This window comes from Photorhabdus sp. RM323S, assembly GCF_042879375.1.
In the GTDB taxonomy this organism is placed as follows: Bacteria; Pseudomonadota; Gammaproteobacteria; order Enterobacterales; family Enterobacteriaceae; genus Photorhabdus; species Photorhabdus tasmaniensis.
This window is the reverse complement of record NZ_JBHFKZ010000001.1, coordinates 73,725-98,648: the sequence shown is the minus strand read 5'-3', so window position 1 is coordinate 98,648 and position 24,924 is coordinate 73,725. Positions and strand designations below refer to the sequence as shown.

The following is a 24,924-nucleotide window of genomic DNA, read 5'->3' as shown; positions in this document are numbered from 1 at the left end:
ATACCCAGAGGCTAGACCGGGATGGGGTGTTTCTCACCAAGCCCTCCATTCCTGTGCCTCCCTTGATATTCTGCTACCGGAGCCTCAATGGAAGCTTATAACCCTCCCACCGACCCCTGGTTACATGTGCTCTATCAGGATCAACACATCATTGTGGTTAATAAACCCAGTGGGCTACTCTCTGTTCCTGGCCGGGCAGAAGAACATAAAGACAGTATTATGACGCGGATACAGCAGCAGTTTCCGACAGCAGAGTCTGTTCACCGGCTGGATATGGCAACCAGCGGCGTAATGGTGGTTGCATTGATCAAAGATGCGGAGCGTGAATTGAAACGCCAGTTCCGTGAACGGGAACCGAAAAAAACCTATATTGCACGGGTTTGGGGACATATGGAACCAGAAACCGGCATTGTCGATCTACCATTAATTTGTGACTGGCCGAACCGACCAAAGCAGAAAGTTTGTTTTGAAACCGGAAAATCAGCTCAAACTGAATACGAAGTACTCGCTTATGAAAATGAAGCGACCCGGGTAAAACTCTCACCGATAACAGGTCGTTCACATCAGCTTAGGGTACACATGCTGGCACTTGAGCACCCTATTCTGGGAGATCGGTTTTACGCCCATCAGCAGGCAAGAGCAATGTCACCTCGCCTGCAATTACATGCACAAGAGCTCCATATCACCCATCCGGCCTATGGAACCCCAATGCATTTTCAATGTAAAGCCGATTTTTAATTAATAAAACTGCGGAATTCTCCCCCCTAAATTCTCATTGAGCGTGAAACGAACTTTTAGGATTAGGGGAGATGGATAGCTAACAATCCATAGGGCTGTCAGCGCAGGGATTGCAACGAAAGCGATTAGCCGCTGTGCTAATAGGAGTCATAAGAAGTCTCCGCCAGAGTCACGGGTGACTTAGCGGTGGAAACAAGTCACCTTTCATAATATTTTACGACATGAGATATTTATCGGTGGAGGGATAAAGCTTTAGTAATTCTTAACAGGAAATTATCTTCGTAAAGAAAGGCAATAGAATTTTTTATTGCATGATGATCTCTTGTTTTATATTCATCAATAATGAGTTGTAATTTTTTAGACAACTCAAGAATACTACCTGATTCATAAAGTTCACCATTTAAATCATTGATAATATCGTTTGGACCACACTTACAATCTGAACTTATACAATAGATACCATAAGATATTGCTTCCGCTAATACCATACCAAAACCTTCATATTTTGATGTTAAAATAAAAGCTGACACTTCTTTTATACTATCCATAACAAATTCCCAAGGCTGATCTTTCCAACCGTGCCAAATAATATTGTTATTTATATTAAGTTGTGAAGATAATTCTTTTAAATAATCCTCATCATCACCGGAACCTATCATATGTAACTCCCAATGACCATACAATTGGGAAAGAGCTAAAAATAGTTCAGTTAGATTTTTTGACTTGTAGGCAAGAATTCTTCCAACATATAAGAATCTAGCTATATTTTTAGGTTGAGAAATTATAAAAGAGTTCATTTTGATAGGGTTGAAAATAAGATGAAGTTTCTCTCTTTTTATCCCAAAGGATAACATTTGGTCTCTTAAACCAGAACTAATTACAATGTGCTCGTCAGCACAGCACAAATCTTTAATTTTCTGTAAGGTAGGATCCCTAATGGAGGTATGCAGCCAAGAGTAAGTTCTTACCGGGAAATTAATTTTTTTACAAGAAAGTCGAGCAATATTGCAGGATGTAGTGTCTAAACTTATTAGAATCTCGGGGTGGAGTCTTTCTAATATCAAGGACAATTCACATGCAATATCTTGGTGAGATTCGTCACTGCTTGATGCCAAGGAGATATGCTGAGCATGAGATAACCAAGTACGGTTTTCAATTCTGTTTATCTTATTTAGGGATATGAAAATGAAATTAATTTCAATGTTGGCACGGTTAATCAAATCTATTAAATTTGAACATACAGTTTCTACTCCGCCATATCCATTCAAGAAGAGATCATGGTATATTATAAATATTTTTTTCATTATGAATCCTTTACTTAATTAACCAAAAACGTTCTTGGATTTGGGTTTTACTAATAGAGTGATGATATTCTTTCAATGAGATTGAAAGATTTGATTTGTTATCAAACAGAGGTTCTAATTGAGACTCATAAAAGAGGATATTTTGCATTTTTTCTTTTAAATCAATATCCACCAATATGGCATTCTTATCAAATTTGTTATTTCTTAATAAAGCACTTTCCAAACTATCTGGGTTAATAGTAGGATATTTACCTAAAACATAGGGAAAGTCTTCATAAAGTAATATTTTAAAATTACGTGAACCTTTTATGTTATATGCCAGATTGTTTATTATGATGTGATCTACATGTCGACCTATACCTAAAGGGGCATATATATAATCAGGTTGATAATTTGACAATGTTTTGTTGATAAGATCTTCAGCCATATCAGATGCGTAGTCTGATTTATGTACCAGACCACTATAAATCATGGCAGAATGCTTATATATAGGCTCACCGCATTGATCGACTCTGTAAATACAATCTAAAATTTTACCATGTATTGGAATAGCTGATGATTTTTTGCAAAAAGCGATATCCTCATTAACTCGCTTTGAATAAAGTTTCGTAAATGAATTCATATTATCATTATTTACAGAGTCTAAATAATGAGATGTAAGATATTGGTCATGCTCAGTAAAAAATGTTAAAATAACCACTTTTTGATTTTCTGAAATTAATTTATATATTAAACCACCAGCACTTAAGGCTACATCATCTAAATGGGGTGATAGAAATAAATGAATCATTTCAAATCTCCATGCAAAGGCTGTTATATTTTATTTCCATTAGTACTATATAAATAGCTGCTAGATCAATACGTATCCCATCCCTGTTTTTTATAAAATCTGAGTTGTTAATGTTTGGCTTTTCTTGGAATTGAACTCTTTCATCATGGGCATAAAATTCTTTCATTATATCAAACCAGCTAGCATGGATTTTTTTTGCTGCAACTTCTATTATGCTGTCACTGTGGCCTAATATTGTCATTAAATCTGAAAAAATAGCATCGTTTGTAGAAATTAGAATTTCATAATTAAAATTATCAGATACGATATTATCATCGTATAAATAAAGATTTTCTATTACTTCTGATATAATACTTAAATCGCTCTTTATTAACCTTTTCTCAAACTTCTTCTCTTTTTCAGTGAATGCTTGATAAGGTTTTAAAAAATTGATTTGCAAGTTGTACTCAATTTCAAGTTTTGTTATTGAATCTTGTATAGCCGTTTTATTGTCGATTAAATATTTTGCACACCATAGATCATGTATGCAAGAAGCAAGGATATCTAAGTTGTCTTCCCGTTCCAAAAACACACATATCTCAGAAAATAATTTAATTTGTGAACTACTTAGCTGGGAATTCAAAGTTGTATGGCTTGGATTAAATATAAATGACGCTTGCTTTAATCTTCTCTGAATCTCTTTAGTTAAATATGTTGAATTTAAATTAATTTTGCTATCCAGCAATTTTTTATTATTTTCTTTACTCATGATCTATCTCCTGTTCTTTGTTCATTAACCTTATTTCCGTTGATGATATATCTAAGCGAAATAAATTTTCCGGAATAGATTCAAATAAAAAACGGTGTTCATTTCTAATATTTACCAAATCATTAACTGTATGATATCTATTATTAAAAAAACGTCCAGCCACAAGAAACCTACAATCATTACTCTTAATTTTCATAAGAGATTTTTTTAATTCCTCTTCACCTCCATAATAAACAGGGTTATTAATTTCTTGACATAAATCAGCTCCAATGACGAAAATTGCCCCTTGATAAATATGTGATTTTTCAATAAAAAATTTAGCATCACTTAAAATAACATCACCTTTTCCTTTGAATTGCCTTATCCTCTTGAAAATTTCATCAGTTGAAATTGTAAGTTTTACCGCATTCTTGATTGACAGTTCATAATATGGTTTTCTTTTAGTCATTTCTGTAGCGATTTCTTTTAATTCTTCATGTCCTTTATGAAGTGGATTGAAAGAACCAGATAAAATTATAGAATTTTTCCAGTCTATCTTTGTATTGTTAAAATATCCGTTTCTATCAATATGTATATAATTCGACTTACCATTAATTAAATCGATTAGATAATTATCATTCTTGTTAGGAATATTCATATATATTCTCATATGCTATTATTGTTAATCAAATTTATAATACTTCCTTATAAACTCACATATTTCTGAAGTTATATCATTGTATTCTTTACCAATAGTGATTAATGACATATTTTCATTCTTTTGAAAGAAATATAAAATTTATTTCCCTAGTGATCACTTGGCCGTTTGTCAGTAGCAAATCCTTTGTGTTTTAACATTAAGACTATGAGCTTTAAATATTTTACTCGCAGCTTCGCTGATCGCTAAATCGCCTAAGTTGTCTGAACGATTCTCATTAATTATAAGTACTTCCTTCATAACTTTCCTCAGTGATTTTAGCTAAGGCTGATTTTATTTTTAAAATATCTTCCATTGTATGCGACGTATCAATACTAACCCGAACAGCACCATCGGGATAAGTTCCAAATTTTTTATGGGCTAACGGTGCACATTGTAATCCGGGACGTGTAATAATATTGTATTTATTTTCTAGTATATGAATCATGAAATATTTTATTTTATGATCTGTATCATGATTTAAAGATCCAACAGGAGCAAAAAATGCAATTATTTATTCTGAGAAGTTAAATTTAAGTTTCCCCCAATCATGCAAGACCATAGGGCTGTCAGCGCAGGAACTGCAACGAAAGCGATTAGCACCTGTTAATTGGGGTTATTAAGAAGCGCCCACGATAATCACGGGTGATTTAGTGGGGAGAGCAAGCCACTAGACAAATACGGTAACCGAATTCAATGAAGCTAATATTAGGCACAAGGCCAAGCCAAAATAACCTACGAGAATACGGATATTTGCCATTTTTTGCATTCCTTTTTAATTGAAAGTAAAAAATATAAATTTTTCTAATATTCTAGAGGAATGAAAAATAAACTCAATAACAATAGGGGATTTTATTCCCCCATATGTTAATAGGATGTTTTTAAAAAGAAAATAGGATTCATTTAAAACCTTTCTCTTTTTTAATCAGATCATAAGCAGCTTGAATTGACTGGGCTTTTTGTTTAGCAATCTCCATCATTTCCGGTGGTAAACCTTTTGCCACCAGCTTATCAGGATGGTGCTCACTCATCAGTTTACGATAGGCTCGTTTAATTGTTGTCACGTCATCACTTTCACGCACACCCAGCACCTTACAAGCGTCCGCCAGTGTTGGCCCCTGAGCGGCTCTCTGGTAGCTGCCATACTGCTGTTGCTGCCACTCTCCTCCACCACCGAAATTGCGGCCACCTTCCATCATGGCAAGAAATTGTTCAAACTGGCTACGGGAGATCCTAAGTTCATCAGCAATGATAAACAGCACGTTCCTTTCATTTGGATGCAGCTGACCATCAGAAAATGCAGCCTGTAACTGAATCTCCAAAAACATCCGAATTAAGTCAGATCGGCCAAAGCAAGCACGACGCAATTGTCTGAGTGTCTCACGCAAAGGAAAATTCAGCTCTTTACCTTCACGAAAAGCATGCTGTGCCGCAGTCCTTGCTTGCCCGTGAAGTTGCATTCGGTCCATTAACTGGCTGGCAAGCTGGATGTCTGTTTCGGTCACCCGTCCTTTTGATTTAGTAATATGCCCCATCACCTGAAAGGTACTGCTGAAAAACAGCATCTGGCGGGACTGATTATCCGCAAAAAAACCTTGGTTTCTCCGTACACTGGCCCTATCAAACAGATGACCAATAAACAGGCCAATGACAATACCCCAGAAGCCTGCTCCAGACATGACACCAAAGATCAGTCCAAGCAATTTTCCCCAATAATGCATATACTCCTCAATTCATCAATGCTCTGAGTGTAGTTTTGCATTATCATACTATTCATTCAGCTCCGTGCCTAACGGCAAGATAAATAAAGGCATGACTTTACACTAGCGCATATTCATTGAGTGCGTTAGTCTCTTGAGGTTTGCCGGCATAACGCCACTGATGACGGAACCGCATAAATATCTATGAAGAAATGTTATCCAACTTTGCTGGCCACAATGGTATGGGCCGCACTTTATAGTCAGCATGTACATGCTGATCTCGCAGCACAATGTATGCTGGGTATACCTATTTACGATCAGCCAATAATTAATGGTGATCTAAATCAACTTCCTGTCAATATCCTGGCAGATGATTCACGCACAGATTATCCGCGTTCTGCTAAGTTCAGCGGTAATGTCCATATTAAACAGGGTAATAAAACGCTGACCGCTGATAAGGTACAACTTGATCAGACAGAAGATGAAGTTCCGCTAAGGACTGTTACTGCAACGGGCAATGTTCATTATGACGACCCCCAAATTATTCTGAAAGGTCCACGCGCCTGGTCTAATTTAAATAATAAAGATACAGATATGGATCAAAGCGATTATCAGATGGTCGGGCGTCAGGGACGCGGCATCGCAGATAAAATGAAACTGCGTGGTGAAAACCGCTATGCCATTCTGGATAATGGTTCTTTTACTTCCTGCCTGCCTGGTAATGATAGCTGGAGCGTTATTGGCTCCGAAGTCATTCTCGACCGTGAAGAAGAAGTGGCTGAAATATGGAACGCCCGTTTCAGAGTGGCGAATGTTCCGGTATTTTATAGTCCGTATCTGCAATTACCGATCGGTACTAAACGCCGCTCCGGTTTCCTTATTCCTAACGCCAGCTATTCCAAAAATGATGGCTTTGAATTTCTTTTGCCCTATTACTGGAATATTGCACCGAATTATGATGCCACGATTACGCCGCATTATATGAGTAAACGTGGTTTAAAACTGGATAATGAGTTCCGTTACTTAACGAAAGCAGGTATAGGTACACTTGCGTTCGACTGGCTGAATAATGACGATCAGTATATCAAAGATAAAAATGCAAGAACACGCACCGCCAGAGAGAGTGATAATCGCTGGTTATTTTACTGGGGACACAATGGTGTGATGAATCAGGTATGGCGCTTTAATATCGATTATACCAAAGTCAGTGACCCTGAATACTTTTCTGATTTTAGTTCTCAATATGGTTCTACCACCGACGGCTATGCCACACAGAAATTCAGCATGGGATATGCTCAACAAAGCTGGAATGCCACCTTATCGACTAAACAATTCCAGATTTTTTCTAAAGATACCAATAGAAAAGCCTACAGAGCTGAACCACAGTTAGATCTGAACTATTACAAAAACGATCTGGGGCCATTTGATCTTAAGGTCTATGGTCAGGCGGTAAAATTTACCAGTGTAGGTAAAGATAATCCGGAAGCAACCCGTTGGCATCTGGAACCCTCCATTAACCTGCCACTTTCCAATGGCTGGGCCAGTATAAATAATGAAGTTAAGCTGATGGCGACTCATTATCAGCAGGATATTCCCAAGGCTCTTGAAAATGCTGAATATAAAGAGTCGGTTAACCGGGTTCTGCCGCAGTTCAAAAGTGAGGCCAAAATGGTGTTTGAGCGTTCAACATACCTGAACAGCGATTACACCCAAACGTTAGAACCACAGATTCAGTATCTGTACGTGCCATACAAAAATCAGGCTAATATCAATAACTTCGATTCATCTTTACTGCAAACTGACTATACTGGCCTGTTCCGTGAACGCTTTTATGGTGGCCTGGATCGCATTTCATCTGCTAATCAAGTGACTACTGGCCTCACTACTCGCATTTATGATGAGAGTTTGGTTGAACGTTTTAACTTGTCGTTAGGTCAAATCTATTATTTTGAACGTCCGCGCACCGGTGAGGAAAATATCATTAACAGTAAAGACAGAACAGGTATGATGACCTGGGCTGGTGATACTTACTGGCGAATTAATGATTCCTGGGGTTTGAAAGGCGGTATGCAGTACGATACTCGTCTGGGCAGCGTAACGATGGGGAATACAGTACTGGAATATCGCCGTGATGCAGACCGGCTTGTGCAGTTGAACTATCGTTTTGTTGACCGAGATTATATCCAGGCCACAGCTAAAAATGCCCCCGCTTTCCAGCAAGGTATTTCTCAACTTGGTCTGGTTGCAAGCTGGCCGTTGAGTGATCGCTGGGCTTTGGTCGGCGCTTACTACTATGATACCAAAGAGCAGCAACCTGCAAGTCAGTTAGTGGGCTTGCAATACAACACTTGTTGCTGGGCGGTTAACGTCGGTTATGAGCGTAAAATCGTGGGTTGGAAAGACAACAATAGTGAATTTGACAACAAATGGTCATTTAACTTTGAACTCCGAGGCTTAAGTAACAATCATAGTCTGGGTAGCCAGAAAATGTTGCAGTCTGGCATCATGCCATACCAGCGTGCATTCTGATGCTAATAACGCTTTGATATTAAACAATATAAGTCCGCTATCGCGGAACCTACATATGATGGGAAAAGTATGAAGAATTGGAGAACTCTCATTCTCGGATTGATGTTTTCAGTGAGTACTGCCTTCGCTGCACCTCAGCAAATGGATAAAATCGCTGCGGTTGTTAATAACGGGGTAGTACTGGAAAGTGACATCAGCAGCCTCTTACACTCGGTTAAACTGGATGCGCAACGCGCAAACCAGCAAATACCGGACGAGAAAATGCTGCATCGTCAGATCCTTGAGCGTCTGATTATGGATAATATCCTGCTACAAATGGCAAAGCAGATGGGGATTACCATTCCTGATCAAGCGCTGGATTCCACAATTGCAAATATTGCAGCCCAGAACCACATAACCGTGGATCAGATGAAACTCCGTATCGCTGCTGACGGAATGAATTTCGATACTTATCGTAGTCAGATCCGTAAAGAGATGATAATCGCAGAAGTGCGCAACAATGAAGTTCGCCGTCGTGTCACCATTCTGCCTCAGGAAATTGACGCCTTAGTGAAACAAATTGGCAACCAGAATGCCTATGATACTGAACTGAATATCAGCCACATTCTGATCCCATTACCAGAAAACCCTGACCAGGCACAAATGGAAAAAGCCACGGCTGTAGTACAGAAAATTATGTCTGAACTTAAGCATGGCGTTGACTTCGGTAAACTGGCTATCGCTTATTCCGCTGATCCACAAGCCCTGAAAGGCGGTAATATCGGTTGGAGCAAGCTTCAGGAACTGCCAACCCTGTTTGCCGAACAGCTGCAATCAGCCCCGAAAGGTGCCATCGTTGGCCCAATCCGCTCCGGTGTGGGTTTCCATATTCTTAAAGTCAATGATATCCGTGGCGGTAATGCGACAATCGCAGTCACTGAAGTTCATGCCCGTCATATTCTACTGAAAACTTCACCTGTCATGACCGATGATCAGGCACGCACTAAGTTGCAGCAAATCGCCGGTAATATTCGCAGCGGAAAAACGGATTTCGCTGACGCCGCGAAAGCGTTTTCAGAAGATCCCGGTTCAGCCCTGCGTGGTGGTGATCTCGGCTGGACAACCCCTGATATCTATGATCCGGCTTTCCGTGACGCGTTAATGCGACTGAATAAAGGTGAAATCAGCCAACCGGTTCATTCCTCTTTTGGCTGGCATCTGATTCAATTGCTGGACACCCGCAAAGTCGATAGAACAGATGTCGCTCAGAAAGATCGTGCTTACCGTATGTTATTCAACCGTAAATTCACCGAAGAAGCACAAAGCTGGATGCAGGAACAACGCGCCTCAGCTTATGTGAAAATTTTAGATGGCAGCGATGCACAACAATAAACCTATTGTTATCACCCCCGGCGAACCAGCCGGGGTTGGGCCTGATTTGACTGTCGTTCTTGCTCAACAAAGCTGGCCAATACAGTTGGTCGCCTGCGCAGACCCCAATTTGCTTCTGGGCAGGGCCAGACAACTCAATTTACCTTTGCAATTATTGGAATATTCGCCAGATAAAACACCCGAACCCCAGGCTGCCGGAACGTTGACTATACTGCCAGTTCCTCTTCATGTACCGGCAATCGCCGGCGAGTTGATGCAGGAAAACGGTAGATATGTGACTGAAACTCTGGCAAGAGCCTGTGACGGTTGCCTGAATGGAGAGTTTTCAGCGTTAGTCACAGGGCCGGTTCATAAAGGGAATATCAATGACGCCGGCGTGCCTTTTATCGGCCATACTGAATTCTTTGCTGATCGCAGTGGGTGTCAACGGGTTGTCATGATGCTTGCAACAGAGGAACTTCGGGTTGCTCTGGCAACAACTCATCTGCCCATTGTTGATGTGCCAAAATCCATCACTTCTGATAGCCTGCGGGAAGTTATCACGATCCTTAACCATGACTTAAAAACAAAGTTTGGCCTGGCAAAACCCTGTATTTATGTTTGTGGCCTGAATCCCCATGCAGGAGAAGGCGGCCATATGGGGCGGGAAGAGATCGATGTCATTATTCCCGTGTTAGAAAGCCTGAGAGCAGAAGGTTTCGTATTAGAGGGGCCTCTGCCGGCAGATACCCTGTTCCAACCTAAATATCTTCAACATGCAGACGCCGTTCTCTCGATGTATCACGATCAGGGATTACCCGTGTTAAAATACCAAGGTTTTGGCAGAGCAGTGAATATTACGTTGGGCCTGCCGTTTATCCGTACTTCTGTCGATCATGGCACAGCATTGGAACTGGCTGGCACAGGTCAAGCTGATGTGGGAAGTTTTATCACCGCATTGAATTTAGCAATTAAAATGATACAAAACAGTAATGAATAATAGAGTCCACCAAGGGCATTTTGCCCGTAAACGCTTTGGGCAAAACTTTTTAACCGATCAGTTTGTCATTGACAGTATTGTTACCGCTATCAATCCACAACCGGGCCAGGCCGTACTGGAAATTGGCCCCGGTCTTGGTGCATTGACAGAACCGGTTGGTGAGCGCATGGATAAAATGACTGTGGTTGAGCTCGACCGCGATTTAGCCGCACGTCTACAAGTTCATCCGCAATTAAAAGATAAGCTGACCATTATCCAGCAAGATGCAATGACCGTTAATTTTAGTGAATTGTCTCAGCAAAGAGAGTTGCCGCTGCGGGTTTTTGGTAATTTACCTTACAATATTTCCACGCCATTAATGTTTCACCTTTTCAGCTATACTGATGCTATTGCTGATATGCATTTTATGCTGCAAAAAGAGGTAGTAAACCGCTTGGTAGCCGGCCCCGGCAGCAAAGCTTTCGGACGTTTGAGTGTCATGGCCCAATATTATTGTCAGGTTATCCCTGTGCTGGAAGTACCGCCAACCGCATTTACTCCCGCACCTAAAGTCGATTCAGCAATTGTACGTCTGATACCGCACAAAAGCATACCTCACCCGGTCAAAAATATTCGTATGCTGAGTCGGATCACAACTCAGGCTTTCAACCAACGGCGTAAAACTATCCGTAATAGCCTCGGTGACCTTTTTACTGTAGAACAGCTCATAGAACTGGGTATCGACCCAGGTACACGTGCAGAGAATATTTCTGTTGAGCAATACTGCAAAATGGCAAACTGGTTATCGGCACAAGCTGAAATGCAGTCATAACAGGAGTCAACCATGATTAATGCGCCCAGAGTTTCTATTCAGGTACAAAGTGTTTATGTCGAGAGCCAATCGTATCCCGAGCAACAGCGTTTCGTTTTTGCCTATACAATCACTATCCGTAATCTTGGGCGCGAACCGGTTCAGTTAATCAACCGTTATTGGCTAATTACCAACAGCGATGGTCACCAGACTGAAGTGCAGGGGGAAGGCGTTGTTGGTGAGCAACCAATAATCCTGCCAGGTACAGAATACCGTTACACCAGTGGCGCTATATTGGAAACGCCTTTAGGCACGATGGAAGGCCATTATGAAATGGTCGATCACAATGGTGATCCATTCCGCGTTGCCATTCCGGTTTTCCGTCTGGCTATCCCAACGCTGATTAATTAATTATGTCTACCTATCTGATCGGTGATATTCATGGCTGCTATCATGAATTACGAACTTTATTAACTAAAGCCAATTTTGATCCTCAAAAAGATACATTATGGTTGACTGGAGATTTAGTTGCCCGTGGCCCGGATTCTCTTGAAGTTTTGCGGTATGTTAAGCAATTAGGTTCAGCCGCAAAAATAGTATTAGGCAATCATGATCTTCATTTATTAGGCGTTTATGCCGGGATCAGTCGCAATAAACCGAAAGATAAAATTAATGAATTACTGTCCGCTCCAGATGCAGACGAATTAATTAATTGGCTACGCAAACAACCGCTATTACAGTGCGATGATGATCTGAAACTGGTCATGACCCATGCGGGTATTACGCCCCAATGGGATCTGGAAACAGCTAAAATATGCGCTGGCGAAGTTGAAGTCATGCTCAATAGTAGCAGCTATCCCCTGTTTCTCAATTCAATGTATGGGGATATGCCGAATAACTGGTCACCGGAACTTTCTGGGCTGGCACGCTTACGTTTCAGTACCAATGCATTAACACGTATGCGTTACTGTTTTCCAAATGGTCAGTTGGATATGCTTTGCAAAGATAAACCCGAAAGTGCTCCCGCGCCGTTAAAGCCCTGGTTTGAGCTGCCACAGCAGATCTCAGCAGAATACTCTATTGTTTTCGGTCACTGGGCATCACTGGAAGGTCAGGGAACATCAGAAAGATTTTATGCATTGGATACAGGTTGCTGCTGGGGAGGTGAGCTAACAATGTTACGTTGGGAAGATAAGCAATATTTTACACAGCCATCCCTGTCAGCCGTAAAACAGCACTAAAGCCAGACACGCCGTGAAGAAAGTTCATCGGCGTGTTTTATCAATTAGGTACGACGTTGTAGAATCTCAAAACAGTAGCTGTGAGAATTTGATTCATCTGCATCATGGTATTCAGTAAATTCAGAATCCCACTCATCTGGCTCATAATCAGGGAAATGAGTATCACCTATCACTTCTGCATCAATATGGGTTAGGTACATACGGCTAGCCAGCGAGATGAACTGGTCATAAATTTTGCCGCCCCCCATCACCATAATCTCTTCTGTATCACCAGCTACTGCCAGTGCTTCATCAACTGAACTTACCCAGGTTACACGTTCATCATTACCCGGTTGATTACTCAATACAATATTGAGCCGCCCCGGCAATGGGCGACCTATGGATTCATAAGTTACTCGTCCCATAATGACTGGTTTATTCAATGTATTACGTTTAAACCAGGCCAAATCCCCCGGCAAATGCCACGGCATTGCATTCTCCATGCCGATAACCCGATCCATAGCTAAAGCAGCGATCAAGCTGATATTCATTGAGTCACCTTATAGGCAAATAGTATAAAAATTGGTGACACTATACGGAAAGGGATGTACCCAGTCGATAGGATCAACACTTTCTTAAGTGCAAAAAATTCATTTATACTTGATTTGTTGTTTAAGACATTTATTGATCAAAATAATAACAAATCTAATATTAACTATAGGGTACATTATGCTGGAAACATCGCTGCTCGTCATCACCATCTCAACTTTGGGCATGCTCTCTCCTGGTCCCGATTTCTTTCTGGTAGTCAAAAATGCCATACGTTATCAACGCTCTGCCGCAATGATGACGGTAATGGGATTAATTGCCGCTATCGCCTGTCATATGACTTATTGCGTCGCCGGGCTGGCTATTCTTATCACCACCACTCCGTGGCTGTTTAATCTGATGAAATATGCCGGAGCGGCTTATCTTATTTGGATCGGGATCAATAGCCTGCTTTCCCGCGGAGGAAATACCGTCACTCTTGATGATCAAACACGACAAATTGTCACTTTTAAAAAAGCGTTTATGCAAGGATTTCTATGTAATCTGCTGAATCCAAAAGCAACCTTATTCTTCCTGGCAATATTTACTCAGGTACTAAACGTCAATTCGGGTGTTGATGAGAAATTATGGTATGCCTTTATTATTTGGAGTCTGTCGGCCATCTATTGGCCATTATTGGTAATATTGATCCAGAGTGCACCAGTTCGCTGCGGATTAGTTAAATCCCAAAAGATTATTGATAAACTGCTTGGCGTTGTTTTGATTGGCTTAGGTGTCAAAGTGGCTCTGGGATAACAGGAGTTCATTCCCTCCCTTTAGGTTTTCAATGAACATAAAAAAGTGCGCTTAATCGAGCGCACCTTTTTATTACTTCAATTAATCAGAATACGGACTAGCTATTAATCTCCGCATGCATTTCCTGTACAGAGGTCACCTGCTCGGTTGGATCTGCGCTCTGTGCCATTGTTGTAGCAAAACCACCATTCAATGTGGTGTCATAATGCACTTTATATTGTAGTGCACTACGGCGAATAAGCTTGGAATCCTCAATCGCCTGACGACCCGCAGTGGTGTTCACAATATAGCTATACTCACCATTTTTGATTCTATCTTGAATATGCGGACGCCCTTCATGAACTTTGTTCACCAAGCGAGGATTGATACCTGCTTCACCTAGTACAACTGCCGTACCGTGAGTCGCATCCAATTCAAAGCCCTGTTTCAGCAACTTAGCAGCCAAATCTACGACCCGGCCTTTATCACCATCACGCACCGACAAAAGAGCTCTGCCACTCTGTTGCATTCTGGAGTTACATCCCAACAGTGCTTTTGAGAAAGCTTCTGCAAAAGTACGGCCAACGCCCATCACTTCCCCGGTTGAGCGCATTTCAGGCCCAAGAATCGGATCCACACCCGGGAATTTGTCGAAAGGCAGTACAACCTCTTTCACCGAGTAGTATGGCGGGATGATCTCCTGAGTTGTGCCCTGCTCTGTCAGAGACTGACCCACCATCACTCGAGCTGCAACTTTCGCCAGTGGCAAACCTGTAGCTTTAGAAACAAATGGTACAGTACGGGCCGCACGAGGGTTGACTTCAATCAGGTAAACCTCGTCGTTCTTAACTGCAAACTGAACATTCATCAAACCACGGACACACAATTCAAACGCCAGTTTTTCTACCTGCTGGCGCATGACATCCTGAATTTCCTGACTCAATGTGTAAGCCGGCAGTGAACAGGCGGAATCACCAGAGTGAACACCTGCCTGCTCAATATGTTCCATAATGCCACCAATCAGCACGCGTTCACCGTCACAGATAGCATCAACATCCACTTCTATTGCATCATCAAGGAAACGATCAAGCAGTACCGGAGCATCATTAGATACACTGACCGCCGTCTGGAAGTAACGACGCAAGTCAGCTTCGTCATATACGATTTCCATCGCACGGCCGCCCAGAACATAAGATGGACGAACTACCAGCGGATAACCTAACGCATTCCCTTTCTCAACCGCTCGTTCAATCGTCGCCACAGTGGCATTTTCTGGTTGTTTCAGGCCAAGACGATTGACCGCCTGTTTGAAACGTTCACGATCTTCAGCACGATCAATCGCATCCGGACTGGTCCCAATAATTGGCACACCTGCGATTTCCAGCTCACGGGCCAATTTCAGTGGGGTCTGCCCGCCATATTGAACAATCACCCCTTTTGGCTGCTCAACACGCACAATTTCAAGCACATCTTCCAAAGTAACCGGTTCGAAATAGAGGCGATCCGAAGTATCATAATCTGTCGAAACTGTTTCCGGGTTACAGTTCACCATGATGGTTTCATAACCATCTTCACGCAGTGCCAGTGATGCATGAACACAACAGTAGTCAAACTCGATCCCTTGTCCAATACGGTTAGGACCACCGCCCAATACCATGATTTTTGGCTTGTCGCTATTCGGATTGGCTTCACACTCATCTTCATAAGTGGAATACATGTATGCGGTATCGGTCGCAAATTCTGCCGCACAGGTATCAACCCGTTTGTAAACCGGATACAGATTATATTTGTGACGCAGCTTGCGGATCTCTTTTTCCGCCACACCGACTAAGTTCGCCAAACGCGCGTCAGCAAAACCTTTGCGTTTCAAATGACGCAGGAAATCGACAGTCAGGCTGTTAATTCCCTGTTCAGCTACTTGCTCTTCCAGTCGCACCAATTCTTCAATTTGCACCAAGAACCAGCGGTCAATATCAGTCAGATTGAAAACACCATCAACCGACATACCGGCACGGAAAGCATCGGCGATATACCAGATACGCTCCGCACCAGCATCTTTCAATTCACGGCGTATTTTGGTCAATGCCTGTGGATCATCCAGACTAACTTTCGGATCAAAGCCAGTTGCTCCCACTTCCAAACCACGCAATGCTTTTTGCATGGACTCCTGCTGAGTACGGCCAATCGCCATCACCTCACCAACAGATTTCATCTGAGTTGTCAGGCGATCATTGGCACCGGCAAATTTCTCGAAATTGAAACGAGGAATTTTAGTCACTACGTAATCAATTGAAGGTTCAAAGGAAGCCGGCGTGCGGCCACCAGTGATATCATTCATCAGTTCATCAAGGGTATAACCTACCGCTAATTTGGCGGCAATTTTGGCAATCGGGAAGCCTGTCGCTTTCGAAGCCAACGCAGAAGAGCGGGAAACGCGTGGGTTCATTTCGATGATAACCAAACGACCATTTTTTGGGTTCACCGCGAACTGTACGTTAGAACCTCCGGTTTCCACACCGATTTCACGCAGTACCGCCATCGAAGCGTTACGCATGATTTGATACTCTTTATCGGTCAGCGTTTGTGCCGGTGCGACGGTGATGGAATCGCCAGTGTGAATCCCCATAGCATCGAAGTTTTCAATTGAGCAGACGATGATGCAGTTATCATTTTTATCACGCACCACCTCCATTTCATACTCTTTCCAGCCAATCAAAGATTCATCAATCAATAGCTCGTTGGTTGGCGAAAGATCTAAACCACGTTCACAAATTTCTTCAAATTCTTCGCGGTTATAGGCAATACCGCCACCACTTCCTCCCATAGTAAAGGAAGGACGGATAATACAAGGAAAACCGACTTTATCTGCGATGGCCAGCGCTTCTTCCATCGAATGGGCGATACCAGAACGTGGGGTTTCCAAGCCTATCTTTTTCATTGCTATATCGAAACGGCGACGATCTTCCGCTTTGTCAATCGCATCTGCGGTGGCACCAATCATCGTCACGCCAAATTCTTTCAAAACCCCCTGACGTTCCAGTTCCAACGCACAGTTCAGCGCAGTTTGTCCACCCATGGTTGGCAAAACCGCATCAGGACGCTCTTTTTCAATGATTTTACGTACCACTTCCCAGTGGATCGGCTCAATATAAGTGGCATCCGCCATGTCTGGATCAGTCATGATGGTGGCAGGGTTTGAGTTCACCAGCACAACACGATAACCTTCTTCCCGTAACGCTTTACAAGCCTGTGCACCTGAGTAGTCGAACTCACAAGCCTGGCCGATAACAATTGGGCCAGCACCCAAGATCAGGATACTTTTAATATCAGTACGTTTTGCCATTTTATTTTCTCCTGATTACTTGGTGTTATGACGATTATTTTGCTGACAATACTGTTTAATCAGCTCGATAAAGTGATCGAACAATGACGCAGTTTCATGTGGGCCAGGGCTGGCTTCCGGGTGCCCCTGGAAGCTGAATGCCGGTTTATCTGTACGATGAATTCCTTGCAACGTACCGTCAAACAGGGATTTATGGGTCACACGCACATTTGCCGGCAGTGATTTTTCATCCACAGCAAAACCGTGGTTCTGTGCCGTAATCATCACAATATTACGATCAAGATCTTTTACCGGATGGTTGCCACCGTGATGACCAAATTTCATTTTCATTGTTTCGGCACCACTCGCCAATGCCAGCAATTGGTGCCCAAGGCAAATACCAAAGATCGGAATATTTATTTCAAGGAAAGTTTTAATTGTTTCAACCGCATAGCCACAAGGCGCTGGGTCACCTGGACCATTGGACAAGAAAATACCATCTGGATTTAACTTTAATACATCCTCAGCCGGTGTCTGAGCGGGAACCACTGTCAGGCGACAGCCACGATCTACCAGCATCCGCAAAATATTGCGTTTTGCGCCAAAGTCATAAGCAACGACATGATAAGGCAGCTCCTGTTCTTGTTTCTCTTCCGGTAACCCATCTGCCAGCGTCCAGCTTCCCTGTAACCATGGATAAACCTGCTCCGTTGTCACCTCTTTTGCTAAATCCATCCCTTCCAACCCTGAGAACGCTTGTGCTTTTTCCAGAGCAACCTGAGCGTCAATCTGCTTACCTGCGATAATACAACCATTCAGTGAGCCTTTTTCCCTCAACAAGCGAGTCAGTTTGCGGGTATCGATATCCGCTATCGCAACAATATTATGGCGTTTAAGGTAATCAGAAAGTGTTTCTTCGCTGCGGAAATTACTGGTTAGTAGTGGTAGATCACGGATTACCAGCCCCTGAGCCTGTACTTTTAGTGATTCTTTATCGACTGAGTTAACACCGACATTACCAATATGGGGATAAGTAAGAGTGACAATTTGGCGGGAATAGGAAGGGTCTGTAAGAATTTCTTGATATCCGGTCATTGAGGTATTGAAAACCACTTCCCCAACTGCCGCCCCTTTAGCCCCTATGGCGCGACCGTGGAATTGGGTTCCGTCTTCCAGAACCAATATAGCTGACTTAATCAAAACACCCTCCAGAGAATAATAAATCACAATTAGTGCATATTAATTCAGATTTGTTCGTCAAAATCAATGCCAAAGCTGCTTTTTAGGCAAAATTTTGGCAAATTGCGCGCATTCTAATGATGAGAAGGATAGTTGTCTACAAAAAATGTTACTTTTATTATTTTTTTGCACACTTCACCGAAAAAACCAACAAAAGAAGACTAAAAACAGAAATAAAGTTAACTTAGAAAACGGTTGCCAGCATAGAAGATTTAATTTTCAGACGAAAAACTGAAAAGAATCATAAAAAGGAGAAAAAATAAGACAATAAAGGTAAAAAATAAGACAAAAATAAGAAAAACCAATGATAATCAAATAAAAATAAACAAAACAACTAAAAATCGCACAATATATAAATTAATTATGCGATATCAGGATGTTATAAAAATACTTTTTTAAAGTAAATCGAGATCCAATACATCTTTCATATCAAAAAGACCTCTATTTTCACCACTTAACCATAATGCTGCCTTCACTGCTCCATTTGCAAATGTCATCCGGCTTGAAGCCTTATGAGTTATTTCAACTCTCTCGCCGATATCTGCAAACATAGCGGTATGTTCACCTACGATATCCCCGGCACGGATGGTGGCAAAACCAATACTTTTCGGATCACGTTCACCGGTATAACCTTCACGAGCATAGACCGCACATTCTTTAAGATCCCGCCCTAAAGCATGGGCAATCGATTCTCCCATCGCTAACGCCGTTCCTGATGGAGCATCCACTTTATGGCGGTGATGTGCTTCGATAATCTCAATATCAGTATATTCACCCATCACTTTCGCCGCTTTTTCCAGTAATTTAAGCACTAAATTCACACCAACACTGAAATTCGCAGCAAATACTATCGGGATATCCGCAGAGGCATCTTTAATCGCCTGTTTACCTTCATCATCAAAGCCTGTGGTACCGATAACCATTGCCTTACTGTTTTGACGGCAAATTTCAAGATGGGCAAGTGTTCCTTCCGGGCGGGTAAAATCGATAAGCACATCAAAATTATCAACAACTTTTTTCAGGTTATCACAAACAGTAACGCCTGTATTACCAATACCCGCCAATTCTCCGGCATCCGTGCCAATCAGAGAAGAGCCTAAGCGTTCTAAAGCTGCACCAAGAGCGACGCCACTTAATTGATGGATAGCCTGTATTAACTGACGCCCCATACGCCCACCAGCACCAACAATAGCAACACGAATTTCTGTATCAGCCATAAGCCCTCACTGTGAATTAGTCCGTTTCCTGATTTAACACAGGCGATCAGTCAGATAAATATTTTAAATCAATATATTATGAGCAATCTCACTCTTAATCTGGCGCAGTACTTTTTAACTAATCTGTTTAACCTCAACACGTAACTCTTTGGGCACTTCGAAAACAATATTCTCTTCTCTGCCATGTAATTCCTCGACAGAATCAGCACCAAGATTTTTCAGCCGCTCAATGACTTGTTGAACTAAAATGTCCGGTGCCGAAGCTCCCGCAGTCACTCCAACCAGAGAAACGCCAGTTATCCATTCTTTTTTAATATCATCAGCAGAATCTATCAGGTAAGCAGGTTTACCAACACGTTGAGCTAACTCCGCAAGGCGGTTAGAGTTAGATGAATTCTTCGAACCAACAACCAATACAACATCAGCATCAGATGCCAGATCCCGTACCGCTTCCTGGCGGTTAGTCGTCGCATAACAGATATCATCTTTACGGGGACCGACAATGTTGGGGAATCGCTCATTAAGCGCATCAATCACTTCTGAAGTATCATCAACTGATAACGTAGTTTGAGTCATAAAACACAAGTTATCTTCATCTTTGACTTTCAGATTCCACACATCTTTAGGAGATTCAACCAGATACATTCCACCATCAGCATTATTGTACTGACCCATTGTCCCTTCAACTTCCGGATGCCCAGCATGACCGATCAGAATAGCTTCTTTGCCTTTGCGGCTGGCTCTGGCCACTTCCATATGGACTTTAGTTACCAAGGGACAAGTCGCATCGAACAGCATTGTCAGATTGCGGGAACGGGCTTCTGCGCGGATCGCCTGTGAAACGCCGTGGGCAGAAAAAATCAGAATCGCATCATCGGGTACTTCTGCGATGTCTTCAATAAAGATAGCCCCCCGCTTGCGCAGGTTATCCACAACATAGCGGTTATGTACAACCTCATGGCGAACATAGATCGGTGCACCATATAATTCCAGAGCACGTTCTACAATACTGATGGCCCGGTCAACGCCGGCACAAAAACCACGAGGGTTAGCCAGCAATATCTGCATGGTTTTTCTCCAACTGTGGATCAATTTCCAACACTTCAATCTCAAATGTGATGTTCTGATCAACTAACGGGTGATTGAAATCAACAGTGACGGACTCCTCTGCCACTTCTTTTACGATGCCTGGCATTTCACTGCCATTCATTGCCGTAAATAACATTATAGTTCCAATTTCAGGAATACCCGTTTCGGCAAAATCACGCGGCGTAAAATATTGGATCAGATCAGGATTCGGTTTACCAAATACTGCTTCACCAGCCAGAGTAAATGTGCGTTTATCTCCCTCTTTCAGACCGGTAAGCTGCTGTTCCAAAGGTGAAGAAAGGGTTCCATCACCTAAACGGAATAATGCAGGTTTGCCCTGATGGTGGGTGGAATCGGCTGTAGAACCATCTTGCAGTTTTAAAGTGAAGTGCAGTAAAACTGCACTATCTGCATGTACCTGCTTTGACATATTACTCAGAACCTATTTTTATTTGCTGCTCTTTATCGTAAAAAGCGAACTTGGGCACTGCCCAAGTTCACTATTCACTCACAAGAACCGCCTGAACAATAACGCCTACTGAAATAGGCTTTTATCCCGCTTTAATTGTCTTTTCATCCGGGCTTGAAAAACTATCAATAATAACCAATGCTGCTCCGATGCATATCGCCATATCAGCGATATTAAAGGTTGGAAAGTGCCAATCACCGACATAAAAATCAATAAAATCAATGACAAAACCATGAACCAACCGGTCAAACAGATTGCCCAATGCTCCACCAATAATCAGGGCATAAGCGATATTACTCAGTTTCTTCTTTGCACTGGAGCGATACATCATCACCATCAATATGACTGAAATAGCAACGGCAATTAATGCAAATAACCAACGCTGCCAGCCGTCTTTATCCGCAAGGAAACTGAAAGCCGCCCCCAAATTCTGGGCATAAGTCAGGTTGAAATAAGGTATTAATGGAACGGATTCATACAGATAAAAGTGTTTCAGCACCAACTGTTTACTACCCAGATCCAGAATCAATACCACGACAACTAACCAAAGCCAGCGAAGGCCAGTGGAGCAAATGGGTCTATTCATCAGGCAAACTTACGCTCTTCGCCGTTACCGGCAACATTAGTTACACAGCGGCCACAAAGTTCTGCATGCTCCGCCACCAATCCCACATCTTTAGCGTAATGCCAGCAACGAGGGCATTTTTCACCATCCGCTTTATGGAAAGCAATTTTCAGGCTGTCGATTTCGCTTTGCTGCGCATCGTCACCCGCCTGTTTATAAGCTGCAACAGAAACCTGAGATGTCAGCAGCACAAAACGCAATTCATCTCCCAGACTGTTCAATTTATCAGCCAGTTCATTATTTGCATACAGAGTGACGGCGGCTTCTAAAGAGCTGCGAATATGTTTATCTGCACGTGCCTGCTCCAGCACTTTGTTGACTTCACCACGAACAGCCAGTAAATCAGCCCAGAAAGCATCATTCATTTGTTCGCCTGCGGCCAAACCAAACAAGCCGTCATACCACTCTTCGGTAAATACATATTGAGCATGTTTACCAGGCAATTCCTTCCAGACTTCATCCGCGGTAAAGGAGAGAATAGGCGCCATCCAGCGAACCAGTGCTTCTGCAATATGATACAGCGCAGTCTGGCAACTGCGGCGAGCCAGACTATCACCCTTCGCGGTATACTGACGGTCTTTAATGATATCGAGATAGAACGACCCCATTTCTACAGAACAGAACTGCATTAAACGCTGAACAACAGAGTGGAAATCATACTCATCGTAACATTTTGTAATGTCTGCTTGAGCAGCCTGAGCACGACCCACAGCCCAGCGATCCAACACCGCCATCTCTTCCGGTTTAACCCTATGTTGTTCCGGATCAAAACCATTCAGGTTTGCCAGCAGAAAACGCGCTGTGTTACGGATACGACGATATGCATCAGCAGAACGTTTCAGGATTTCATCTGATACCGCAATTTCACCGGTGTAATCAGTAGAAGCAACCCACAGACGCAGAATATCCGCCCCTAATTTATTTATCACATCCTGCGGACTGATGGTGTTGCCGATAGACTTAGACATCTTACGGCCCTGACCATCTACAGTGAAGCCGTGTGTCAAGACCTGGCGGTAAGGCGCTTTGCCTTTCATTGCGGTTGAGATCATCAGGGAAGACATAAACCAGCCACGATGCTGATCTGAACCTTCTAGATAGATATCCACAGCGTTGCTCTGGAATTCAGGACGGGCATCAACAACCGATGAATGGGTTGAGCCAGAATCGAACCATACATCCAGAGTATCAAAGATTTTGACATAGTTAGCCGCATCATCACCCAGCAGTTCGGCTGGATCCAGATCCCACCACGCCTGTATACCATCAACTTCAACACGTTTAGCCACTTCTTCCATCAGTTCGATAGTACGTGGATGAAGTTCTTCCGTCTCTTTATGGACAAACAGGGACATAGGCGTACCCCAAGTCCGCTGACGTGAAATACACCAATCAGGACGATTCTCAACCATTGCCTCAATACGGGCCTGCCCCCAGCCTGGGATCCACTGAACACCTTTGATCTCTTTCAGAGATTGCTTGCGCAGACCATTTTGATCCATGCTGACAAACCACTGTGGCGTGGCACGGAAAATGATAGGTGCCTTGTGACGCCAGCAGCAAGGATAGCTATGCTGTAATTTTTCTAGGTGGAGCAACGCATTATTTTCACGCAGGATATTCAGCACAACATCATTCGCCTTAAAGACAAACACGCCATCCAGAGAAGGATAAGTACCTGGCAGATAACAGCCATTCGGACCAACTGGGTTTGCCACTTCCAAACCATATTTCTGACCAATAACAAAATCGTCCGGACCATGACCTGGCGCAGTATGGACAGCACCGGTACCCGCATCCAATGTAACGTGATCACCCAGTACAACTGGTGAATCGAAGCCCATAAACGGATGTTTGAAGCGCAACAGTTCCAACGCAGAACCCGCACAGTGTCCCAGCACGGTCCACGATGTCACACCCGCACGCGTCATCACACTTTCGACCAAATCAGCAGCCAGGATCAAACATTCACCCTCAATCTGTACTAATTGATAGTCAAATTCAGCATGCAAAGCGATCGCCCGGTTAGCCGGTAACGTCCACGGCGTGGTTGTCCAGATCACCAGAGAAACAGGTTGATCTGATGCCTGTACGCCAAATTTCTCGTAAACAGCTGCCGTATCAACAGCGTCAAAACGCACGTCAATAGATGGAGATGTTTTGTCGTAATACTCAACTTCCGCTTCCGCCAATGATGAACCACAATCAGTACACCAGTGAACGGGTTTAGCGCCTTTCAATAAATGTCCATTGGCAATAATACGGCTCAGTGCACGAATAACGTTGGCTTCAGTCTTAAAGTCCATCGTCAGGTATGGGCGATCCCAGTCACCTAATACGCCCAGACGGATAAAGTCTTCCTTCTGACCTTCTATCTGCTCTTTAGCATATTTGCGGCACTCGGCACGGAATTCAGCAGCGGAAAACTTTTCTCCCGGCTTACCAATAATCTGCTCAACCTTAAGCTCAATCGGTAAACCATGGCAATCCCAACCGGGTACATATGGCGAATCATATCCCGCCATCCCTTTGGATTTAATAATAATATCTTTGAGAATCTTATTGACTGAGTGACCAATATGAATGCTGCCATTCGCATAAGGAGGGCCGTCATGCAGAATAAATGTTTTTTTACCGGCTTTTGCTTTACGAATTACCTGATACAACTCATCTTTGTACCAACGTTTTAGCATGTCTGGTTCGCGCTTTGCTAAGTCTCCGCGCATTGGAAACCCTGTTTCTGGTAGGTTCAGGGTATTTTTATAGTCACTCATTCGATTCTCAATTCCAATTTT

Annotated in this window: 22 protein-coding genes; 8 read left to right on the top strand and 14 right to left on the bottom strand. The window is 42.8% G+C overall.

Annotation, left to right across the window (positions count from 1 at the left end):
• The first annotated feature begins 87 nt into the window (after nucleotides 1-87).
• Nucleotides 88-738, top strand: a complete 651-nt coding sequence (gene rluA / locus ACGF7G_RS00405; RefSeq protein WP_387462808.1) for a bifunctional tRNA pseudouridine(32) synthase/23S rRNA pseudouridine(746) synthase RluA — start codon at nucleotides 88-90, stop codon at nucleotides 736-738.
• Nucleotides 739-968: 230 nt separating this feature from the next.
• Here the strand turns inward: rluA and waaB are convergent, their stop codons facing one another.
• From waaB to djlA, 6 genes are all read right to left on the bottom strand, one after another.
• Nucleotides 969-2,042 (bottom strand): lipopolysaccharide 1,6-galactosyltransferase, encoded by a 1,074-nt coding sequence (waaB, locus tag ACGF7G_RS00400; protein ID WP_387462807.1) that lies wholly within the window; start codon nucleotides 2,040-2,042, stop codon nucleotides 969-971.
• Nucleotides 2,043-2,052: 10 nt separating this feature from the next.
• Nucleotides 2,053-2,832, bottom strand: coding sequence for a PIG-L family deacetylase (locus ACGF7G_RS00395; protein ID WP_387462806.1), 780 nt, complete (start codon nucleotides 2,830-2,832; stop codon nucleotides 2,053-2,055).
• A gap of 1 nt (nucleotide 2,833) precedes the next feature.
• The gene (locus tag ACGF7G_RS00390) at nucleotides 2,834-3,580 is read right to left on the bottom strand and encodes a hypothetical protein (protein ID WP_387462805.1); all 747 of its coding nucleotides are present in this window, start codon (nucleotides 3,578-3,580) and stop codon (nucleotides 2,834-2,836) included.
• On the bottom strand, nucleotides 3,573-4,217 hold the full coding sequence (locus tag ACGF7G_RS00385) for a hypothetical protein (protein ID WP_387462803.1): 645 nt from the start codon (nucleotides 4,215-4,217) through the stop codon (nucleotides 3,573-3,575). The genes ACGF7G_RS00390 and ACGF7G_RS00385 overlap by 8 nt, the downstream gene beginning before the upstream one ends.
• A gap of 277 nt (nucleotides 4,218-4,494) precedes the next feature.
• Nucleotides 4,495-4,704, bottom strand: coding sequence for a hypothetical protein (locus ACGF7G_RS00380; protein ID WP_387462802.1), 210 nt, complete (start codon nucleotides 4,702-4,704; stop codon nucleotides 4,495-4,497).
• Nucleotides 4,705-5,155: 451 nt separating this feature from the next.
• On the bottom strand, nucleotides 5,156-5,977 hold the full coding sequence (djlA, locus tag ACGF7G_RS00375) for a co-chaperone DjlA (RefSeq protein WP_133813694.1): 822 nt from the start codon (nucleotides 5,975-5,977) through the stop codon (nucleotides 5,156-5,158).
• Between the two features lie 183 nt (nucleotides 5,978-6,160).
• On the opposite strand from djlA, the gene lptD reads away from it, so the two are divergent.
• The 6 genes from lptD to apaH all read left to right on the top strand — a co-directional run bounded on the left by lptD (nucleotide 6,161) and on the right by apaH (nucleotide 12,866).
• Nucleotides 6,161-8,485, top strand: coding sequence for an LPS assembly protein LptD (lptD, locus tag ACGF7G_RS00370; RefSeq protein WP_387462800.1), 2,325 nt, complete (start codon nucleotides 6,161-6,163; stop codon nucleotides 8,483-8,485).
• A 69-nt stretch (nucleotides 8,486-8,554) separates the two neighbouring features.
• Nucleotides 8,555-9,856 (top strand): peptidylprolyl isomerase SurA, encoded by a 1,302-nt coding sequence (gene surA, locus ACGF7G_RS00365; RefSeq protein WP_387462798.1) that lies wholly within the window; start codon nucleotides 8,555-8,557, stop codon nucleotides 9,854-9,856.
• On the top strand, nucleotides 9,843-10,835 hold the full coding sequence (gene pdxA / locus ACGF7G_RS00360) for a 4-hydroxythreonine-4-phosphate dehydrogenase PdxA (protein WP_207627278.1): 993 nt from the start codon (nucleotides 9,843-9,845) through the stop codon (nucleotides 10,833-10,835). The genes surA and pdxA overlap by 14 nt, the downstream gene beginning before the upstream one ends.
• A complete protein-coding gene (gene rsmA, locus ACGF7G_RS00355; protein WP_387462797.1) occupies nucleotides 10,828-11,646 on the top strand; it encodes a 16S rRNA (adenine(1518)-N(6)/adenine(1519)-N(6))-dimethyltransferase RsmA in 819 nt (272 codons plus the stop codon). Before pdxA ends, rsmA begins: the two co-directional genes overlap by 8 nt.
• A 12-nt stretch (nucleotides 11,647-11,658) precedes the next feature.
• Entirely contained in the window at nucleotides 11,659-12,036 is a 378-nt protein-coding gene (gene apaG, locus ACGF7G_RS00350) for a Co2+/Mg2+ efflux protein ApaG (RefSeq protein WP_133813689.1), read from the top strand.
• Between the two features lie 2 nt (nucleotides 12,037-12,038).
• On the top strand, nucleotides 12,039-12,866 hold the full coding sequence (apaH, locus tag ACGF7G_RS00345) for a bis(5'-nucleosyl)-tetraphosphatase (symmetrical) ApaH (RefSeq protein ID WP_021326147.1): 828 nt from the start codon (nucleotides 12,039-12,041) through the stop codon (nucleotides 12,864-12,866).
• 44 nt (nucleotides 12,867-12,910) lie between these two features.
• Here the strand turns inward: apaH and folA are convergent, their stop codons facing one another.
• A complete protein-coding gene (folA, locus tag ACGF7G_RS00340; protein WP_387462796.1) occupies nucleotides 12,911-13,396 on the bottom strand; it encodes a type 3 dihydrofolate reductase in 486 nt (161 codons plus the stop codon).
• Nucleotides 13,397-13,574: 178 nt separating this feature from the next.
• On the opposite strand from folA, the gene ACGF7G_RS00335 reads away from it, so the two are divergent.
• Nucleotides 13,575-14,189 (top strand): LysE family translocator, encoded by a 615-nt coding sequence (locus ACGF7G_RS00335; RefSeq protein WP_387462795.1) that lies wholly within the window; start codon nucleotides 13,575-13,577, stop codon nucleotides 14,187-14,189.
• A 97-nt stretch (nucleotides 14,190-14,286) separates the two neighbouring features.
• On the opposite strand, the gene carB is transcribed toward ACGF7G_RS00335, so the two are convergent.
• From carB to ileS, 7 genes are all read right to left on the bottom strand, one after another.
• Nucleotides 14,287-17,511, bottom strand: a complete 3,225-nt coding sequence (gene carB / locus ACGF7G_RS00330) for a carbamoyl-phosphate synthase large subunit (protein ID WP_387462794.1) — start codon at nucleotides 17,509-17,511, stop codon at nucleotides 14,287-14,289.
• A gap of 15 nt (nucleotides 17,512-17,526) precedes the next feature.
• Nucleotides 17,527-18,690, bottom strand: coding sequence for a glutamine-hydrolyzing carbamoyl-phosphate synthase small subunit (gene carA, locus ACGF7G_RS00325; RefSeq protein ID WP_387462793.1), 1,164 nt, complete (start codon nucleotides 18,688-18,690; stop codon nucleotides 17,527-17,529).
• 434 nt (nucleotides 18,691-19,124) lie between these two features.
• Nucleotides 19,125-19,946 carry a 4-hydroxy-tetrahydrodipicolinate reductase gene (gene dapB / locus ACGF7G_RS00320; protein WP_387462792.1) on the bottom strand — a complete coding sequence of 274 codons (822 nt, stop codon included), beginning with the start codon at nucleotides 19,944-19,946 and terminating at the stop codon, nucleotides 19,125-19,127.
• 114 nt (nucleotides 19,947-20,060) lie between these two features.
• Nucleotides 20,061-21,014, bottom strand: a complete 954-nt coding sequence (ispH, locus tag ACGF7G_RS00315; RefSeq protein WP_133813682.1) for a 4-hydroxy-3-methylbut-2-enyl diphosphate reductase — start codon at nucleotides 21,012-21,014, stop codon at nucleotides 20,061-20,063.
• Nucleotides 20,995-21,465 (bottom strand): FKBP-type peptidyl-prolyl cis-trans isomerase, encoded by a 471-nt coding sequence (fkpB, locus tag ACGF7G_RS00310; RefSeq protein WP_133813681.1) that lies wholly within the window; start codon nucleotides 21,463-21,465, stop codon nucleotides 20,995-20,997. Before fkpB ends, ispH begins: the two co-directional genes overlap by 20 nt.
• Before the next feature lie 121 nt (nucleotides 21,466-21,586).
• Nucleotides 21,587-22,090, bottom strand: coding sequence for a signal peptidase II (lspA, locus tag ACGF7G_RS00305; protein ID WP_133813680.1), 504 nt, complete (start codon nucleotides 22,088-22,090; stop codon nucleotides 21,587-21,589).
• Entirely contained in the window at nucleotides 22,090-24,903 is a 2,814-nt protein-coding gene (ileS, locus tag ACGF7G_RS00300) for an isoleucine--tRNA ligase (protein ID WP_387462791.1), read from the bottom strand. The genes lspA and ileS overlap by 1 nt, the downstream gene beginning before the upstream one ends.
• Between the last annotated feature and the right edge of the window lie 21 nt (nucleotides 24,904-24,924).

What these genes read in the sequence shown, in the direction of transcription:
- rluA (WP_387462808.1), top strand. Translation starts at nt 88, where the DNA reads ATGGAAGCTTATAACCCTCCCACCGACCCCTGGTTACATGTGCTCTAT.
- waaB (WP_387462807.1), bottom strand. Translation starts at nt 2,042, where the DNA reads ATGAAAAAAATATTTATAATATACCATGATCTCTTCTTGAATGGATAT.
- ACGF7G_RS00395 (WP_387462806.1), bottom strand. Translation starts at nt 2,832, where the DNA reads ATGATTCATTTATTTCTATCACCCCATTTAGATGATGTAGCCTTAAGT.
- ACGF7G_RS00390 (WP_387462805.1), bottom strand. Translation starts at nt 3,580, where the DNA reads ATGAGTAAAGAAAATAATAAAAAATTGCTGGATAGCAAAATTAATTTA.
- ACGF7G_RS00385 (WP_387462803.1), bottom strand. Translation starts at nt 4,217, where the DNA reads ATGAATATTCCTAACAAGAATGATAATTATCTAATCGATTTAATTAAT.
- ACGF7G_RS00380 (WP_387462802.1), bottom strand. Translation starts at nt 4,704, where the DNA reads ATGATTCATATACTAGAAAATAAATACAATATTATTACACGTCCCGGA.
- djlA (WP_133813694.1), bottom strand. Translation starts at nt 5,977, where the DNA reads ATGCATTATTGGGGAAAATTGCTTGGACTGATCTTTGGTGTCATGTCT.
- lptD (WP_387462800.1), top strand. Translation starts at nt 6,161, where the DNA reads ATGAAGAAATGTTATCCAACTTTGCTGGCCACAATGGTATGGGCCGCA.
- surA (WP_387462798.1), top strand. Translation starts at nt 8,555, where the DNA reads ATGAAGAATTGGAGAACTCTCATTCTCGGATTGATGTTTTCAGTGAGT.
- pdxA (WP_207627278.1), top strand. Translation starts at nt 9,843, where the DNA reads ATGCACAACAATAAACCTATTGTTATCACCCCCGGCGAACCAGCCGGG.
- rsmA (WP_387462797.1), top strand. Translation starts at nt 10,828, where the DNA reads ATGAATAATAGAGTCCACCAAGGGCATTTTGCCCGTAAACGCTTTGGG.
- apaG (WP_133813689.1), top strand. Translation starts at nt 11,659, where the DNA reads ATGATTAATGCGCCCAGAGTTTCTATTCAGGTACAAAGTGTTTATGTC.
- apaH (WP_021326147.1), top strand. Translation starts at nt 12,039, where the DNA reads ATGTCTACCTATCTGATCGGTGATATTCATGGCTGCTATCATGAATTA.
- folA (WP_387462796.1), bottom strand. Translation starts at nt 13,396, where the DNA reads ATGAATATCAGCTTGATCGCTGCTTTAGCTATGGATCGGGTTATCGGC.
- ACGF7G_RS00335 (WP_387462795.1), top strand. Translation starts at nt 13,575, where the DNA reads ATGCTGGAAACATCGCTGCTCGTCATCACCATCTCAACTTTGGGCATG.
- carB (WP_387462794.1), bottom strand. Translation starts at nt 17,511, where the DNA reads ATGGCAAAACGTACTGATATTAAAAGTATCCTGATCTTGGGTGCTGGC.
- dapB (WP_387462792.1), bottom strand. Translation starts at nt 19,946, where the DNA reads ATGGCTGATACAGAAATTCGTGTTGCTATTGTTGGTGCTGGTGGGCGT.
- ispH (WP_133813682.1), bottom strand. Translation starts at nt 21,014, where the DNA reads ATGCAGATATTGCTGGCTAACCCTCGTGGTTTTTGTGCCGGCGTTGAC.
- fkpB (WP_133813681.1), bottom strand. Translation starts at nt 21,465, where the DNA reads ATGTCAAAGCAGGTACATGCAGATAGTGCAGTTTTACTGCACTTCACT.
- lspA (WP_133813680.1), bottom strand. Translation starts at nt 22,090, where the DNA reads ATGAATAGACCCATTTGCTCCACTGGCCTTCGCTGGCTTTGGTTAGTT.
- ileS (WP_387462791.1), bottom strand. Translation starts at nt 24,903, where the DNA reads ATGAGTGACTATAAAAATACCCTGAACCTACCAGAAACAGGGTTTCCA.